This is a genomic window from Prauserella muralis, assembly GCF_003202285.1.
GTDB lineage: Bacteria > Actinomycetota > Actinomycetes > Mycobacteriales > Pseudonocardiaceae > Prauserella_B > Prauserella_B muralis.
This window is the reverse complement of sequence record NZ_MASW01000001.1, coordinates 748518-762528: the sequence shown is the minus strand read 5'-3', so window position 1 is coordinate 762528 and position 14011 is coordinate 748518. Positions and strand designations below refer to the sequence as shown.

General features: G+C 71.4%; 15 protein-coding genes. 5 read left to right on the top strand and 10 right to left on the bottom strand.

Features of this window, described 5'->3' with window-relative positions:
- Positions 1–71: 71 nt before the first annotated feature.
- From BAY60_RS04570 to BAY60_RS04560, 3 genes are all read left to right on the top strand, one after another.
- Positions 72–908, top strand: a complete 837-nt coding sequence (locus BAY60_RS04570) for a PfkB family carbohydrate kinase (protein ID WP_112279542.1) — start codon at positions 72–74, stop codon at positions 906–908.
- Positions 905–1540, top strand: a complete 636-nt coding sequence (locus BAY60_RS04565) for a nucleoside/nucleotide kinase family protein (protein ID WP_112279541.1) — start codon at positions 905–907, stop codon at positions 1538–1540. The genes BAY60_RS04570 and BAY60_RS04565 overlap by 4 nt, the downstream gene beginning before the upstream one ends.
- Positions 1541–1930: 390 nt before the next feature.
- Positions 1931–2341, top strand: coding sequence for a VOC family protein (locus tag BAY60_RS04560; RefSeq protein WP_112279540.1), 411 nt, complete (start codon positions 1931–1933; stop codon positions 2339–2341).
- A 16-nt stretch (positions 2342–2357) separates the two neighbouring features.
- Here BAY60_RS04560 and BAY60_RS04555 read toward each other — a convergent pair whose 3' ends face one another.
- From BAY60_RS04555 to BAY60_RS04540, 4 genes are all read right to left on the bottom strand, one after another.
- Complete coding sequence (locus BAY60_RS04555) at positions 2358–3029, bottom strand: DedA family protein (RefSeq protein ID WP_211330182.1); 672 nt, start codon at positions 3027–3029, stop codon at positions 2358–2360.
- 119 nt (positions 3030–3148) lie between these two features.
- Positions 3149–3970 (bottom strand): YceI family protein, encoded by an 822-nt coding sequence (locus BAY60_RS04550; RefSeq protein ID WP_112279538.1) that lies wholly within the window; start codon positions 3968–3970, stop codon positions 3149–3151.
- Positions 3970–6555 carry an MFS transporter gene (locus BAY60_RS04545; protein ID WP_112279537.1) on the bottom strand — a complete coding sequence of 862 codons (2586 nt, stop codon included), beginning with the start codon at positions 6553–6555 and terminating at the stop codon, positions 3970–3972. The genes BAY60_RS04550 and BAY60_RS04545 overlap by 1 nt, the downstream gene beginning before the upstream one ends.
- Positions 6552–7091: a MarR family winged helix-turn-helix transcriptional regulator gene (locus BAY60_RS04540; protein ID WP_112279536.1), complete on the bottom strand. Its 540-nt coding sequence runs from the start codon at positions 7089–7091 to the stop codon at positions 6552–6554. The genes BAY60_RS04545 and BAY60_RS04540 overlap by 4 nt, the downstream gene beginning before the upstream one ends.
- 167 nt (positions 7092–7258) lie before the next feature.
- Here BAY60_RS04540 and BAY60_RS04535 point away from each other — a divergent pair, with 167 nt between their 5' ends.
- A complete protein-coding gene (locus BAY60_RS04535; protein WP_112279535.1) occupies positions 7259–8647 on the top strand; it encodes an FAD-binding oxidoreductase in 1389 nt (462 codons plus the stop codon).
- 9 nt (positions 8648–8656) lie between these two features.
- Here the strand turns inward: BAY60_RS04535 and BAY60_RS04530 are convergent, their stop codons facing one another.
- The 5 genes from BAY60_RS04530 to BAY60_RS04510 form a co-directional block, all read right to left on the bottom strand.
- Positions 8657–9361, bottom strand: a complete 705-nt coding sequence (locus tag BAY60_RS04530) for a DedA family protein (RefSeq protein ID WP_112279534.1) — start codon at positions 9359–9361, stop codon at positions 8657–8659.
- Between the two features lie 60 nt (positions 9362–9421).
- Positions 9422–9778 (bottom strand): hypothetical protein, encoded by a 357-nt coding sequence (locus tag BAY60_RS04525; RefSeq protein WP_112279533.1) that lies wholly within the window; start codon positions 9776–9778, stop codon positions 9422–9424.
- A complete protein-coding gene (locus BAY60_RS04520) occupies positions 9775–10524 on the bottom strand; it encodes a MerR family transcriptional regulator (RefSeq protein ID WP_112279532.1) in 750 nt (249 codons plus the stop codon). The genes BAY60_RS04525 and BAY60_RS04520 overlap by 4 nt, the downstream gene beginning before the upstream one ends.
- A 10-nt stretch (positions 10525–10534) precedes the next feature.
- Entirely contained in the window at positions 10535–11668 is a 1134-nt protein-coding gene (nagA, locus tag BAY60_RS04515) for an N-acetylglucosamine-6-phosphate deacetylase (protein WP_112280711.1), read from the bottom strand.
- A gap of 87 nt (positions 11669–11755) precedes the next feature.
- Positions 11756–12367: an RNA polymerase sigma factor gene (locus BAY60_RS04510; RefSeq protein ID WP_112279531.1), complete on the bottom strand. Its 612-nt coding sequence runs from the start codon at positions 12365–12367 to the stop codon at positions 11756–11758.
- 140 nt (positions 12368–12507) lie between these two features.
- Here BAY60_RS04510 and BAY60_RS04505 point away from each other — a divergent pair, with 140 nt between their 5' ends.
- Positions 12508–12789 (top strand): YciI family protein, encoded by a 282-nt coding sequence (locus BAY60_RS04505; RefSeq protein WP_112279530.1) that lies wholly within the window; start codon positions 12508–12510, stop codon positions 12787–12789.
- Positions 12790–12840: 51 nt separating this feature from the next.
- Here BAY60_RS04505 and BAY60_RS04500 read toward each other — a convergent pair whose 3' ends face one another.
- Positions 12841–13953, bottom strand: coding sequence for an NDMA-dependent alcohol dehydrogenase (locus BAY60_RS04500; RefSeq protein WP_112279529.1), 1113 nt, complete (start codon positions 13951–13953; stop codon positions 12841–12843).
- Between the last annotated feature and the right edge of the window lie 58 nt (positions 13954–14011).

Genomic DNA, 14011 nt, shown 5'->3' with positions numbered 1-14011 from the left:
GGGGAGCATAGACCCTGTCTACGTTCCAGACATCCGTGGTGCCTTGTCAGGGATGAGAGGTGTTGGCGAGCGTGCGCGTGTTGCTGGCCGGGCTGTGCACCGTGGACGTGGTGCAGCGGGTCGACGAGCTGCCCGCGCCCGGGCACAAGGTGCAGTCGCGGTCGGTGGAGGTGGCGGCGGGGGGCCCGGCGACGAACGCCGCGGTGACGGTCGCGGCACTGGGCGGTGAGCCGACGCTGCTGACGGTGCTCGGCTCCCACCCGCTGGCGGAGCTGGCGCGCGCGGACCTCGACGCGTGCGGCGTCGCTGTACGCGACGCGCTGCCCGGCCACACCGAACCGCCCGCGGTGAGTGCCGTGACCGTGCGCGACCGCGACGGCGAGCGGACGGTGGTCTCGCGCAACGCGGCCGCCGTGCCGGACGGGCTCGACGCGGGCGCGCTCGCAGACGCCGACGCCGTGCTGGTGGACGGGCACCACCCGGAGCTGGCGCTGGCGGCCGCGCGGTGGGCGCGCCGGTGCGGGGTGCCGCTGGTGGTGGACGCCGGGAGCTGGAAGCCGGTGTTCGGGGAGATCTTCCCGCTCGCGGACGTCGTGGCGTGCTCGGCGCATTTCTCCGGCCCTCCCGGGGTGCTGCGTGAGGTGCCGGTGGTGATCACCACCGCGGGGCCCGGCCCGGTGCGCTGGAGGACGGCAACCGGCTCGGGTGAGGTGCCGGTGCCCGAGGTGACGGCACGTGACACGCTGGGCGCAGGCGATGTGTGGCACGGAGCGCTGGCGTTGCGGGCCGGCGAACGAGACGTCGGCGAGTCGATCGAGTTCGCCAACGCGGTGGCCGCCGAGCGCGTGCGGCATGTCGGCCCGCGGGCCTGGCTGGGCCCGGTCCGGGCGAGGATGGGAGTGAGATGACATCGTTCGAGGAGCTGCTGACGCGGGCGCAGGCGCTGGTCGCGCGGAAGGAGCGGACGGTGCTCGGCATCGCGGGCGCACCCGCGTCGGGCAAGACGACGCTGGCCTGGCAGGTGGCCGGTGCCCTCGGGTCGCGGGCGGCCGTGGTGGGCATGGACGGGTTCCACTTCGCCCAGGTGGAGCTGAACCGGCTCGGGCGGGCCGACCGCAAGGGCGCGCCCGACACGTTCGACGCCTACGGCTACGTGCATCTGATCCGGCGGCTGGCGGCGGGAACCGAACCGGTGTACGCGCCGGAGTTCCGGCGCGAGATCGAGGAACCCATCGCGGGCGCGGTGCCGGTGCCGCCGAGCGTGCGCATCGTGATCACCGAGGGCAACTACCTGCTGCTCGAGTCGGAGCCGTGGAACGAGCTGCGCGAGCTGATCGACGAGGTCTGGTTTCTCGAGCCGGACGAGCAGGCGCGGATCGAGCGGCTGGTGACGCGGCACCGCAAGTACGGCCGCTCGCTGGTGGAGGCGCAGCAGCGGGCGCACGGCTCCGATCAGCGCAACGCCGACCTGATCGCGCCGAGCGCGCGGCGGGCGGACGTGATCGTGCGGGACATGGAGCTGCCCTCCTTCGCGGTGTAGCGCCGCACCCGACGTCCACCGCCGGTGTGGTTCGCCGCGTCCACCGAGTTGTCCACAGTCGCTGTGGACAACCCCGAGTTATCCACAGATCGCCGAGCGGCGGGGGATCCCCGCGAGGTGCCGATACGCTGGTGACGGGGTCGCCCCCCTGGGAGCGGTGGGGGCTGGCCGGTCGGCTTTTCCTGCCCTCGGTGACCGGGGTGTCGCGCCCTGCGGTGGGGTCGCCCGCTGCCCAACGGCGAGGTTACGGCGGTGTCCCATTCCAGCCACGCGGAAGGCGGGCGGGCCCGGGCTGATCGACAATTCTGGGTGGCGGCACCGGTAGTCCACAAGACGAGTCCGCACCGCCGGACCAGCACACCTGGGGGTTGGAAGGGACGGCCACGAAGCATGTCGAAGCTGACGTGCGTCCACCACCTGGCCCTCACGGTGACCGACGTGGATCGCAGTGTGCCCTGGTACGTGCGGGTGCTCGACTTCGAGGAGGTCACCCGCCGCGAGGACGACGAGACCGGTCTCCGCAAGGTGGTGCTCCGCGCACCCGGCGACGGGTTCGCCGTGATGCTCGTCCAGCACGCCCGCGCCGAGCGGCCCGGCTTCGACGAGCGGCACACCGGGCTCGACCACGTCGCGTTCAAGGTCGGCTCCCGCGCCGAGCTCAGCGAGTGGGAGCGCAGGCTCGCCGACTACGGCGTCACCTACACGCCCGCGACCCCGTCCCGGACGGCGCCGGGCTCCGAGGTCGTGGTGTTCCGCGACCCCGACGGTATCCAGCTCGAGGTCTGGGCCGATCCCGAATGAGCGGGCGGCCGGCGCGTCAGGCCCGGGCGGCCTCGGCGTCGTCCTCCACCGGCTTGCGCATCTCCTGCCGGTAGCGGACGAACCCGTACACGGTGCCCACGACGAAGAACGCCACGCTCGCCCACACGAGGGCCGTCTTCAGCCACGGCAGCACGTCGAGCAGCCCGGCACCGTAGAAGCCGAGCAGCACCAGTGTCGGCACCCACAGCACCGCGCCCGCCGCCGTGGCCAGCATGAACCGGCGCGAGTCCATCCGCGCCGCGCCCGCGATCAGCGGCGCCAGCGTGCGCACCCACGGGATCCAGCGCGCCGCGACGATCGCCAGGAATCCCCTGCGGTTCAGAAACGCGCGCGCCTTCTCCAGGTTCTGCTTGTTCAGCACCTTGCCACCGCGTCTGGCGATGAACCGGGTTCCCGTGTGCCGCCCGATGTAGTAGCCGGCCTGGTTGCCGACGACCGCGATCAGCAGCGCCGCGATCGAAAGACCCCACGCGTGGCCCTCGGCGCCGTGCTGCGCGAGCACCACTCCGGCGGCGAACAGCAACGAGTCGCCGGGCAGGAAGAGGCCGATGATCAGCGCGCACTCGACGAACACGAAGCTGAGCACGATGACCCACACGAGCAGCGGGCCCGCCGTCGAGAGCCAGCCGAGGCCGACACCCGTGGCTTCTGCGTGCACAACATCCACGTCCGGCAGCGTACGTGGCGATCCGGGCGTGGTCCTAACGGCCGACGATGTCGGCTTCATATCGGCCCCGGACGTTCACGCTGCGTTTCCGGGTCGAACGCGCTGCGTACGGTACCGGCCTACCACTCGGGCAGCCGGTCCCCGCGCACCGCTTCGATGTCGAGCTCGACCTTCACCGTCGTGCCCACGGCCGCGACCCCGGCCCGCACCATCGCGTTGTAGTTGATCGCGAAGTCGTCGCGCCGCAACTGGGTCTCGGCGTGGAAGGCCACCCGCTGCCCGCCCCACGGATCTGGCCCGTAGCCGCCGTAGCGCAGGTCCAGCTCGACGTCGCGGCGCTGGCCGTGCAACGTCAGCTGCCCGGCAAGCACCCACGTGTCGGCACCCCGCTGCCGCAGGCCCGTGCTCACGAACTCGATCGACGGATACGCCTGTACGTCGAGGAACTCCGGTGAGCGCAGGTGGTCGTCGCGCATCTTGATGCCCGTGTCGATCGACGCCGCGTCGATCTCCGCGCGCACCGACGACCGCTCCGCGGGCCTGCGCACCTCGATGCGCCCGGCCAGCTCCGGAAACCGGGCCTTGACGCTCGCGATCCCCAGGTGCCGCGCCGTCACCACCACCGACGAGTGCACCGGGTCGATCACCCACGGCCCCTCCGGCGGCAGCTCCACCGCGCCCTCCTCCGGCGCCAGCGTCACCTCACCGAGCGAGCCACCGCCGTCGCCTGCCACGTGGGCGGTCCGCGCCACCGGCACGAAGCCCGCGGCCGTCACCACCGCGGTGTAGACGCCGGGGGACAGCGGCTCGGTGGCCACCGCCCCCCTGGCGTCCGCTGCCACCCGCGCGGCCTGCCTGCCGGTCAGGTCGGTCACCGTCAGCACCGCGTGCCCCACCGCCCAGCCGTCGGCCGAGCGGACGAGCCCCGACAGACCCGCCATCAGTACTCGCGCCCCGTCAACTCGTCGATGGCCTGGTCGTAGCCGAGCCGCACGTCGTGCTCCGACTCGCCGCCCGACAGCGACACCGTGCTCGTCGCGGGCGGATACCCGCTGGCCACCACCGTGTAGTCGCCTTCGGGCAGATCGCTCAGCACGTACCGGCCCGACTCGTCGGTGGTCGCCACCGCCGCCACGTTGCCGTCGGCGTCGAGCACCGTGATCCTGGCGTCGGGCACCACGCGGTCGCCGTCCGTGCGGGCGGTGCCCGTCAGCGACGCCGCACCGGCCAGCTCGACGTCGTGCCGCAGCTCGCCGCTGTCCGGCACGTTCAGCGTGGTCGCCGACGGCCGCAGCCGCTGCCCGCTGGCCACGAGGGTGTAGGTGCCGGAGCCGACCCCGCTGAACGCGTACGCGCCGTCCGCGCCGGTGATGCACGCGCCGGTCACCTCGCCCCGGGAATCCGCCATCGTCACCGTGACGTTCGCCAGCGGCACGCCCGAGCCCGCCGCCCTGACCACACCGGTGACCTCGCCGGAGCCGGTCAGTGTCAGGTCGAGCCGCGTCGGCGCGTCACCCACGACGACGCTGGAGGCCTGCGGCTGGTAGCCGTTGGCCGACACGATCAGCACGTAGGTGCCGCTGCCGGGGGCGCCGACCGAGTACGCACCGTCGGCCTGCCCCGTGCCGCGGGCCACCTGCCTGCCGCGCTGGTCGATCAGCGTCAGCGCCGCACCCGGCACCGCGGAGCCGTCCTGCCTGCGCACGTGCCCCGTCACCGGCAGCCCCGCCGTCTCCACGGGCCTGCCGAGACCTGACGACGCGGTGATCGGCGCCGCCGCCGTCTGCAGCTGGGCGTGCCCGTTCTGCTCGGGTGCCGCGTGCTTGCCGGCGCCCACCAGCTCCGGCTCGCGCTCGAACGCCTCGTCGGCGTCGGCGAGCAGGTCCTCCCGCTCGGTGTGCTCCGCGTTCTCCTCGTCCAGCAGCGCCTCGGCGCCCTCCATCGGCGCGGCCTTGGGCGCACCGTCGGCCAGCGGGATCTCCTTCATGAACAGCAGCACGAGGAAGGCCAGGGCGGCGACGCCTGCGGCGATGTAGAACACCAGGTTGACCGAGTCGGTGAAGCCGACGAGGAACGGCCGCGCCTGGTCGATCGGCAGTTGCTGGAGGAACGACGAGTCGGTCAGGACGTTGCCCGCCTGCCGCATCGCCGCGGGCGAGACACCCTCGGCGCGGAACGCGTCGGCGATGTTGTCGGTCAGGGTGCTGAACAGGATCGACAGGAACACCGCCACGCCCAGCGTTCCGCCGATCTGCCGGAAGAACGTCGCCGACGCCGTGGACACACCCATGTCGCGGCGCGGGCCCGCGTTCTGCACGGCGATGATCAGCGTCTGCATGCAGTTTCCGAGGCCGAGTCCGATGACGAGCATGTAGACCATCGGCTGCCACACCGGGCTGTCCCAGTTCACCTGCGCGAACAGCAGCATGCCCGCGGTCATCAGCAGGGTGCCGACCACCGGGAAGATCTTGTACCGGCCGGTGCGCGAGGTCAGCTGACCGGAGAACACCGAGCCGGACATGATGCCCAGCATCAGCGGCAGCATCAGCAGACCCGACTCCGTCGGGGAGTAGCCCTGCACGATCTGCAGGTACTGCGGGATCAGCGTGATGGCACCGAACATCGCGACACCGACGATCACGCCACCCGCGATCGCGACGCTGAACGTCGAGTTGCGGAACAGCCGCAGCGGGATCAGCGCCTCGTCCTTCATCAGGCGCTCGACGAACAGGAACAGCAGGAGCCCGAACGCGCCGATCCCGTAGCAGACGAAGGCCCGCGTGGAGTCCCAGCCCCACTCGCGGCCCTGCTCGGCGATCAGCAGCAGCGGGACCAGACAGATCGCGAGCGCGAGACCGCCCCACCAGTCGATGCGGTGGTCCTGCCGCTCGTGCGGGACGTTGAGCACCTTGGCCACGACGGTCAGCGCGATCGCGCCGAGCGGGACGTTCACCAGGAACACCCAGCGCCAGCCCTCGATGCCCGCCAGCGAGTCCAGGCCGGCGAAGAAGCCGCCCAGCACGGGGCCCAGCACGGTGGAGATGCCGAACACGGCGAGGAAGAAGCCCTGGTAACGGGCGCGCTGCCGGGGCGGCACGATGTCACCGAGGATCGTCAGCGCCAGCGACATCAGGCCACCCGCGCCGAGGCCCTGCACAGCCCGGAACGCCGGCAGCTGGTACATCGACTGCGCGAACGTCGAGGCGACCGAGCCGGCCACGAAGATGGTGATCGCCGCCAGGTAGAACGGCTTGCGGCCGTAGATGTCGGACAGCTTGCCGTAGATCGGCGTCGCGATGGTCGCCGTGATCAGGTAGGCGGTGGTGATCCACGCCTGCAGGCTCAGCCCTTTGAGGTCGTCGGCGATCGTGCGGATCGCCGTCGCCACGATGGTCTGGTCCAGTGCGGCGAGGAACATGCCCGTCATCAGTCCGATGAGGATGACGACGATCTGCCGGTGCGTCAGATTCGGTCCGTGCTCCGCATCGGCGCCCTGCGCGGGCGGTTTGTCCACAGCGGACGTCATGCGTGGTCCCCCTTGGTCGTGCTGCCCACCGGAAGCCCGGCGAGCCGTGGGTCGAAGTTCTCGATCTCCGTGTTGAGGCGGTCGAACAGCGCGTTGAGCGTGGCGCGGTCCTCCTCCGGCCACTCCGCGAGCAGCCGCGCCAGCCAGTGACTGCGCAGCCGCCGGTTCTCCTCGAACACCCGCCTGCCCTCGTCGGTCGGAGCCAGCAGGCACGCTCGCCCGTCCTCGGGATCGGCCTGCCGCTCGACAAGTCCGTGCTGCACCAGCAGGCTGCTCTGCCTGCTGATCGTGGAGATGTCCGAGTGCAGCGTGTCGGCCAGCCTGCTCGTGCGCTGCGGGCCCTCCTGCACGAGGCAGAACAGGATCGCGTAGGCGGCCCGTTCGATGCCGTCCGGGCCCTGCTTGGCGACCTGTGCCTTCATGCGCGCGCCGAGCCGCAGGAACCGGACCATCTGCCTGCCCAGCTCGTCGGCTGTGGCCAGTTCGGCCTCAGTCGGCTCGCGGGCAGGCGCGGCGGGCTCGATCACAGATGACATGGCGGGCTTTTCCTCACGGATGTCTTATTTGCGCTGTACAACTAGTTGCCTTGAGCAAGGATGTCTCGCGGAAGGTTGTTTGCGCAAGCTGAACAAGTCCGCTGTGGGCGAAGCCACGTTAGTTGTCACACGCAAGTGTGTACGGCGGGGCGCGCTAGCGTGGGCCCATGACCCGTGCTCTGCTGACCACGCTCCGCACCGAGCTCGGCGCCGAGGCCGTGCTCACCGACGCCGACGTCACCGCCGCCTACACCCGCGACCAGATGCCGCTCGCGCCCGCGGGACAACCGCTCGCCGTCGTACTGCCCCGCGATGTCGCCGGCGTGCAGGCCACGGTGCGCGCGTGCGCGGCGGCAGGCGTGCCGATCGTGCCGCGCGGAGCCGGAAGCGGCATCTGCGGCGGTGCCAACGCCCTCGAGGGCTGCGTCGTGCTGGTCACCACGAAGCTCGCCGACATCGTCGAGATCGACCCCGAGAACCGGCTGGCCGTCGTGCAGCCCGGCGTGGTGAACCTCGACCTCCGCGAGGCCGTCGCCAAGCACGGCCTGTTCTATCCCCCGGATCCGTCGAGCTACGACTGGTGCACCCTCGGCGGCAACCTCGCCACCAACGCGGGCGGGCTGTGCTGCGTCAAGTACGGCGTCACCAGCGACTCCGTGCTCGGGCTCGAGGTCGTGCTCGCCGACGGCTCGCTGCTGCGCACCGGAAGGCGCACCGTCAAGGGCGTCGCGGGCTACGACCTCACGAAGCTGTTCGTGGGCAGCGAGGGCACCCTCGGCGTCATCACCGAGGCCACGCTGGCACTGCGGCCGCTGCCGCAGGCGCCCGGCACCCTCGCCGCCGCGTTCTCCTCAACGCGAGACGCCGGTGCCGCGGTCAGCCGCATCGTGCGGGAGGGCCTGGTGCCCTCGCTGATGGAGATCATGGACGCCACCACGATCGACGCGGTGGAAAAGCACCTCAACACCGAACTCGGAGCGGGTTCCGGCTCCGGCGCGCTACTGCTGTGCCAGTCGGACGCGGGTGGCGAGCTCGCCAGGCGCGAGCTGGCCGCCATCGAGCAGATCTGCCGCGACACCGGGGCCGAGATGACCCATGCCACCGACGACGTCGCCGAGGGCAACCTGCTGATGCAGGCACGCCGCTCGGTGCACTACGGCATCGAGGCGCTCGGCGCCAGCATGACCGACGACGTGTGCGTGCCTCGCACCCGCATCGCCGACCTCATCGAGGGCTGCGAGCGGATCAGCGAGGACGTGGGCCTGCGCATCGCCGTCTGCGGCCACGCCGGCGACGGCAACATGCACCCCACCGTCATCTACGACGCGGACGCCGAGGGGGAGTTCGAACGCGCGCGCAGGGCGTTCGACGCGATCCTCGAGCTGGGCCTTTCCCTCGGCGGCACGGTGACCGGCGAGCACGGCGTCGGCAAGTTCAAGCAGGACTGGCTGGAGCGCGAGCTCGGCCCGGTCGGGCTGCACGTCCACCGGCAGCTCAAGCGGGCGCTCGACCCGGGCAACCTGTTCAACCCCGGGTCGATGTTCTCCCTGGAGTGAGCCGCGCCGCTAGCCTTCGGACTCGACCTTGGCGATGACCTCGGTGACCTCACCGGCGCCCTCGGCCTCGGTGCGCTTGGCCTTGCGGCCCTTGAGGTACTCGATCGCGATCGGCACCACCGACACCAGCACGATGAGCACGAAGATCGCGTCGACGTTGTCCCGGATGAAGCCGATGTTGCCGAGCAGCGAGCCCAGCACGATCAGGCCGGCGGCCCACAGGATGCCGCCGAGGATCGTGTAGGTGAAGTACTTCTTCGGGTCCATGCGGCCGATGCCGGCGAGCCAGGTGATGAACGTCCGCACGAATGGCACGAACCGGGCGAGCACGACCGCCTTGGGCCCGTGCTTCTCCAGGAAGTCGTGCGTCTTGTGCACGTACTCCTGCTTGAAGAACCGGGAGTCGGGACGGTTGAACAGCTTCGGCCCGGCCTTCCAGCCGATCGCGTAACCGACGATGTTGCCGATGATCGCCGCGGCCGTGGCGAGCGTGCAGACCAGCCACAGCGGCACGTCGAGGCTGCCGTTCGCGATGAACAGGCCCGCCGTGAACAGCAGCGAGTCGCCGGGCAGCACCGGGAAGATGCTGCTCTCGGCGAACAGGATCAGGCACAGCACCGCGACGACGGTGGGCCCGAGGCCGGAGAGCAGATGCTCGGGGTCGAGCCACTCCGGCATGATCGACATCTGGGCTGGTGTCTGCGCGAGGATCACCCTGCACAAGGTACAGGGTTGCGCTGTGCCGCCTCACCTGGCTGGGGCCGCCTGCCGGGCTCAGAGCAGGGTCAGCACGCCCGCGACGGACCCCGCCGCGAGGCCGAGCAGCAGCGCGAGCAGCAGGACCCAGCGCAGGCGAAGGGGGCCTGCCTGCGTGTGCTGCGCCGCCTGTGCCGCCGTCCCGGCCGAGGTGCGCGGCGGTGGTGGTGCGGGTGCGGGCGGGGCCTGCGCGTCGAGGGCCGCGCGCTCGCGTTCCAGCGAGCCCTCGCCCGCTCCGGAGAGCAGGCCGTAGCCGCCGGGCGTCTCCACCACCGGCAGCGGCTCCGGGCGCGGTGTGGCCTGCTGCCGCGGGGGCGCGTTGCGCGCCTGTGCCCGTAGAGCCTCGGCCAGCAGGCGCTCCGGGTCGTCACTCATCGCCGCTCAGGGTAGTCGTGGGACAGCAGCGGACCGAAGCGATCGGCGATCCAGTCGTTGAGTGCCCTGCTCATCGACCGCGCCAGAAACGCCGACACCGCGGCCTGCGCCAGCGGGCGCAACCGCGTGGCCTGCTCGGTGAGCTCGGGCACCTCGTCGGCGCCCGGGGTCCAGCCGGTGTCCCGCCCCGGCAGCAGGTGGTCGTCCACCATCCGCAGGAACAGGGCCGCCAGCTCGTCGGTCTGGCGCTGCACCGCCTCGGCCAGGTCGAGCACCGCCGCCATCGGGACCCCGGCGGCCAGCAGCTCCCGCGTGGTGTGCAGCAGGCGCGGGCTGCGGATGATCACGTGGGCTCCGTCGCGCGCGAACACCCCGAGGTTCACGGCGCGCTTGAACGTGTCCGGTGTCGCGTGCCTGCCGAACTCGGCCACGAGCTTGGCCAGGGACATCCGCTGCGGCGTCTCGTCCGACCACGGCTGCGTGAGCACCTGTTCCAGGCCGAGCAGGTCGCCGAGGTCGCGGCCGGTCTCCCAGGTGGTGATCATCTCGCGGATCTGCGCGAACGTGTAGCCGCGTTTCAGCAGGCTGAGGATCAGCCGCAGCCGCGCCAGGTGCGCCTCGGAGTAGATGGCGACACGGCCCCGGCGCATCGGTGAGGGCAGGAGGTCGCGGTCCTGGTACACCCTCACGTTTCCGACGGTCGTGCCCGCAGCGCGGGCGAGCTCATCGACGCGGTACTCCGCCACCCAGGAGAGTCTAGTGGTTGCGCAACGTCACCCACTCGCCGCGGCGCAATACCCCGGTTGGGCGAAGATCATCACTGAGAAGAACCAGGTCGGCCTGGAGGCCGGGGCGGAGCGCGCCGGTCCGGTCGTCGATGCCGAGCAGCTCCGCCGGCCGGGTCGACGTCGCCCGCACCGCCTCGGCCACGCTGAGCCCCGCGCCCACCACGAGGTTGCGGAAGGCGGCGTCCATGGTCAGCGTGCTCCCCGCGAGCGTGCCACGGCCGGCCAGCGTGGCCACGCCACCGCTGACGTCCACCTCCAGCCTGCCCAGCGTGTACGTGCCGTCGGCGGCGTCGGTGGCCGACATGGCGTCGGTGACCAGTACCGTGCGCGATCCCGCGTGCCGTGCGGCGAGCCGCACCACCGTCGGGTGCACGTGGACCAGGTCGCAGATCAGCTCCACCGTGACGCGCTCGTCGTCGAGGAGCACGCCGACCGGGCCGGGTTCGCGGTGGTGCAGCGGCCGCATCCCGTTGAACAGGTGGGTCGCCACGGTGGCGCCGGCGTCCACGGCGGGGCGGATCTGCTCCTCGACACCGTCGGTGTGCCCGATGGCGGCGACCACCCCCTGCTCGGTGAGCTGGCGCACGGCCTTGACGCCGCCGGTGAGCTCGGGCGCCAGCGTCACCATGCGCACGGTGCCGCGGCCCGCGTCGAGCAGCGTGTCCACCGCGCTGGTGTCCGGCTCGCGCAGCGCGGCGGGGTCGTGCGCGCCGCAGCGCGCCTCGGCGATGAACGGCCCCTCGAGGTGCACTCCGGCCAGCTCGCCGTCGGCGACCAGTTCGGACAGGGCCGCCAGCTGGTCGCCGAGCACGCCGAGCGGGTCGGACACGAGGCTGGCCAGCATGGTCGTGGTGCCGTGCCTGCGGTGGGCGGCGACCGCCCTGGCCGCGTCGGCCGGGTCCGTCGTCGAGAAGGACGCACCGCCGCCACCGTGGCAGTGCAGGTCGACGAAGCCGGGCACCACGAGCGCGCCGCCGAGGTCGACCTCGCGGCCCTCGGGCGGGTCGCCCGTGCCCACGCCGGTGATCAGCCCGCCGGAGACCGCGAGCCAGCCGCGGTCCAGCACACCTTCCGGGCAGGCCAGGCGGCCACCCGTGAGCACGAAGTCGTTGGCGCCGTTCACGACCACATCATATTGGTCCAGACCAGAATGTTGGCAACTAACAGGGTTTCGAGAGTGGTTCGTTACTCAGTTTCTACCGTCGTTCATCGCGCGCTGCAGGGCCTCCAGTGCCCGGCTCGCTGTCGACTTGACGGTGCCTTTGGAGATACCGGCGGCCTCGGAGATCTCGGCCTCCGACAGCCCTCCGTAGTAGCGCAGCACCAGCACCTCGCGTTGCCGGGGCGGCAGCTTGCCCAGCGCGTTGACGACCGCCTGGTGCTCCGAGGACAGCATCGCCAGGCTCTCGGCGGAGCGGGCGTTGACGGCGTGTGGCGGCACGTACTCGCGGGCGGTCTTGCGGCGGCGCAGCACGCTGCGTGAGCCGTTGACCACGGCGGTGCGCAGGTAGCCCACCGCGGCGGCCGCGTCGCGCAGCCTGCCCCAGTTGCGGTGCAGGCCGGTGAACGCCTCCTGTACGACGTCCTCGGCTGTGGCCGGCTCGTCGACGAGCAGGATCGCCAGCCGCACCAGCCGCATCCGGTGCTGGCGGTAGAGATCCTCCAGCGTCAGCGGGCCCGAGGGCTGGACCCGCTGCACGGGTGCGTCCAGCGTGCGCAGGTGGCCGAGTGTCTGCTCGACACTGCTCTCCACGTTCTGCGCGGCGCCCGGCCTGCGCACGGGCTCGGCGCTGCCCTGCATCGCGATACCTGCCCCATCCTCGACGGCGTCCTTCGAGCCCCCTCGCCCCGGACTCACGCGCGGTCGCCAGCCTATCGGGTCGGGCCCGCGTTCCCCCAGGCTTTCCGCGCCGGGGTGAGCGAACCGATACGGTGGCGCCCATGGCCTGGTTCGTCGTGGAGATCCGGTACGTGCAGGACAAGTTCGGCGCGGTGCGCGCCCGGCACCGCGAGTTCCTGCAGAAGCTCGCGGAGGAGGGCACGGTGGCCGTGGCGGGGCCGCTGGAGAACGACATCGGCGGCATGGCCGTCTACCGGGCGGAGAACCGCGACGAGCTGCAGAAGATCATCGACGCGGACCCGTATCACCTGGAAGGCGCGATCGCCGAACGCACCGTCCGGGAGTTCAAGCCGGTCATCGGCGCGTGGGTGCCCGGGCAGTGACAGCCGGTGGCCGTCCCGGGCACCGATCACGGGACGGCCACCGGCCCGCTCCTATTCGGCGTGCACGATCACACCGCGCACGTTCTTGCCGTCGCGCAGGTCCTGGTAACCCTCGTTGACCTGCTCCAGCGTGTACTTCGTGGTCACCAGCTCGTCGAGCTTGAGCTTGCCCGCGTCGTAGAGGCGCAGGAGCTTGACGATGTCGTACTGCGGGTTGGCCGAGCCGAACAGCGTTCCCTTGATCGTCTTCTCGAACAGCGTCAGCACGCCGCCGGAGACGTGCACGGTGAGCTTCTCCGGGTTCGCCAGCCCGGTGATCACCACGGTGCCGCCCTTGCCGACCACGTTGAACGCGTCGGTGACCACCTGCTCGTCCACCGTGCCCACCGTGATCAGCGCCTGGTCGGCCATCTGCCCCCAGGTCAGCTCGGCGACCTTCTCCGCGGCCTCGTCCGCCGAGGCGAACGCGTGGGTGGCGCCGAGCTTGAGCGCGCTCTCCCGCTTGAACTCCACCGGGTCCACGACCACGACGTTCTTTGCGCCCGCGTGCGCGGCACCCTGCACGGCGTTGATGCCGATGCCACCGATGCCGTAGACCACCGTGGTGTCGCCGGCGCGCACGCCGCCCGAGTAGTTGGCGGTGGCCCATCCGGTCGGCACACCGCAGCCCACCAGCACCGCCGTCTCCAGCGGCAGCCAGTCGTCCACCTTCACCACGGAGTGCTGGGAGATCGTCGCCCGCTCGGCGAACGTGCCGAGCATGCACATCGCGCCGAAGTCCTGGCCGCCCCCGTGGAAGCGGTAGGTGCCGTCGGGCATGTGGCCTTCCAGGATCGTGGCGCCCATGTCGCACAGGTTCGACCGGCCCGTCGCGCAGTACCGGCAGGTCCCGCAGTTGGGGATGAAGCTGCACACCACGTGGTCCCCGGGCTTGACCTTGGTGACGCCGGGGCCGACGTCCTCGATGATGCCCGCGCCCTCGTGGCCGCCGATGATGGGGAACCGCGGCACCAGGTCGCCGTCGATCAGGTGCAGGTCCGAGTGGCACAGCCCGGCCGCGGTGTACTTGATCAGCACCTCGCCGGGGCCGGGGCCGTCCAGATCCAGCTCGAGGATCTCGAACGGTTTGCCCGAGTCGAACAGGACCGCCGCCTTCGTCTTCACAGCCGCCTCCTCACGCGCGTCGTTGCAACGTTCGACTACGCATTGTCGGCCCGCTATG

Coding starts and splice junctions, on each gene's coding strand:
- BAY60_RS04565 (WP_112279541.1), top strand. CDS start 905: ATGACATCGTTCGAGGAGCTGCTGACGCGGGCGCAGGCGCTGGTCGCG.
- BAY60_RS04560 (WP_112279540.1), top strand. CDS start 1,931: ATGTCGAAGCTGACGTGCGTCCACCACCTGGCCCTCACGGTGACCGAC.
- BAY60_RS04550 (WP_112279538.1), bottom strand. CDS start 3,970: ATGGCGGGTCTGTCGGGGCTCGTCCGCTCGGCCGACGGCTGGGCGGTG.
- BAY60_RS04545 (WP_112279537.1), bottom strand. CDS start 6,555: ATGACGTCCGCTGTGGACAAACCGCCCGCGCAGGGCGCCGATGCGGAG.
- BAY60_RS04540 (WP_112279536.1), bottom strand. CDS start 7,091: ATGTCATCTGTGATCGAGCCCGCCGCGCCTGCCCGCGAGCCGACTGAG.
- BAY60_RS04535 (WP_112279535.1), top strand. CDS start 7,259: ATGACCCGTGCTCTGCTGACCACGCTCCGCACCGAGCTCGGCGCCGAG.
- BAY60_RS04525 (WP_112279533.1), bottom strand. CDS start 9,778: ATGAGTGACGACCCGGAGCGCCTGCTGGCCGAGGCTCTACGGGCACAG.
- BAY60_RS04510 (WP_112279531.1), bottom strand. CDS start 12,367: ATGCAGGGCAGCGCCGAGCCCGTGCGCAGGCCGGGCGCCGCGCAGAAC.
- BAY60_RS04505 (WP_112279530.1), top strand. CDS start 12,508: ATGGCCTGGTTCGTCGTGGAGATCCGGTACGTGCAGGACAAGTTCGGC.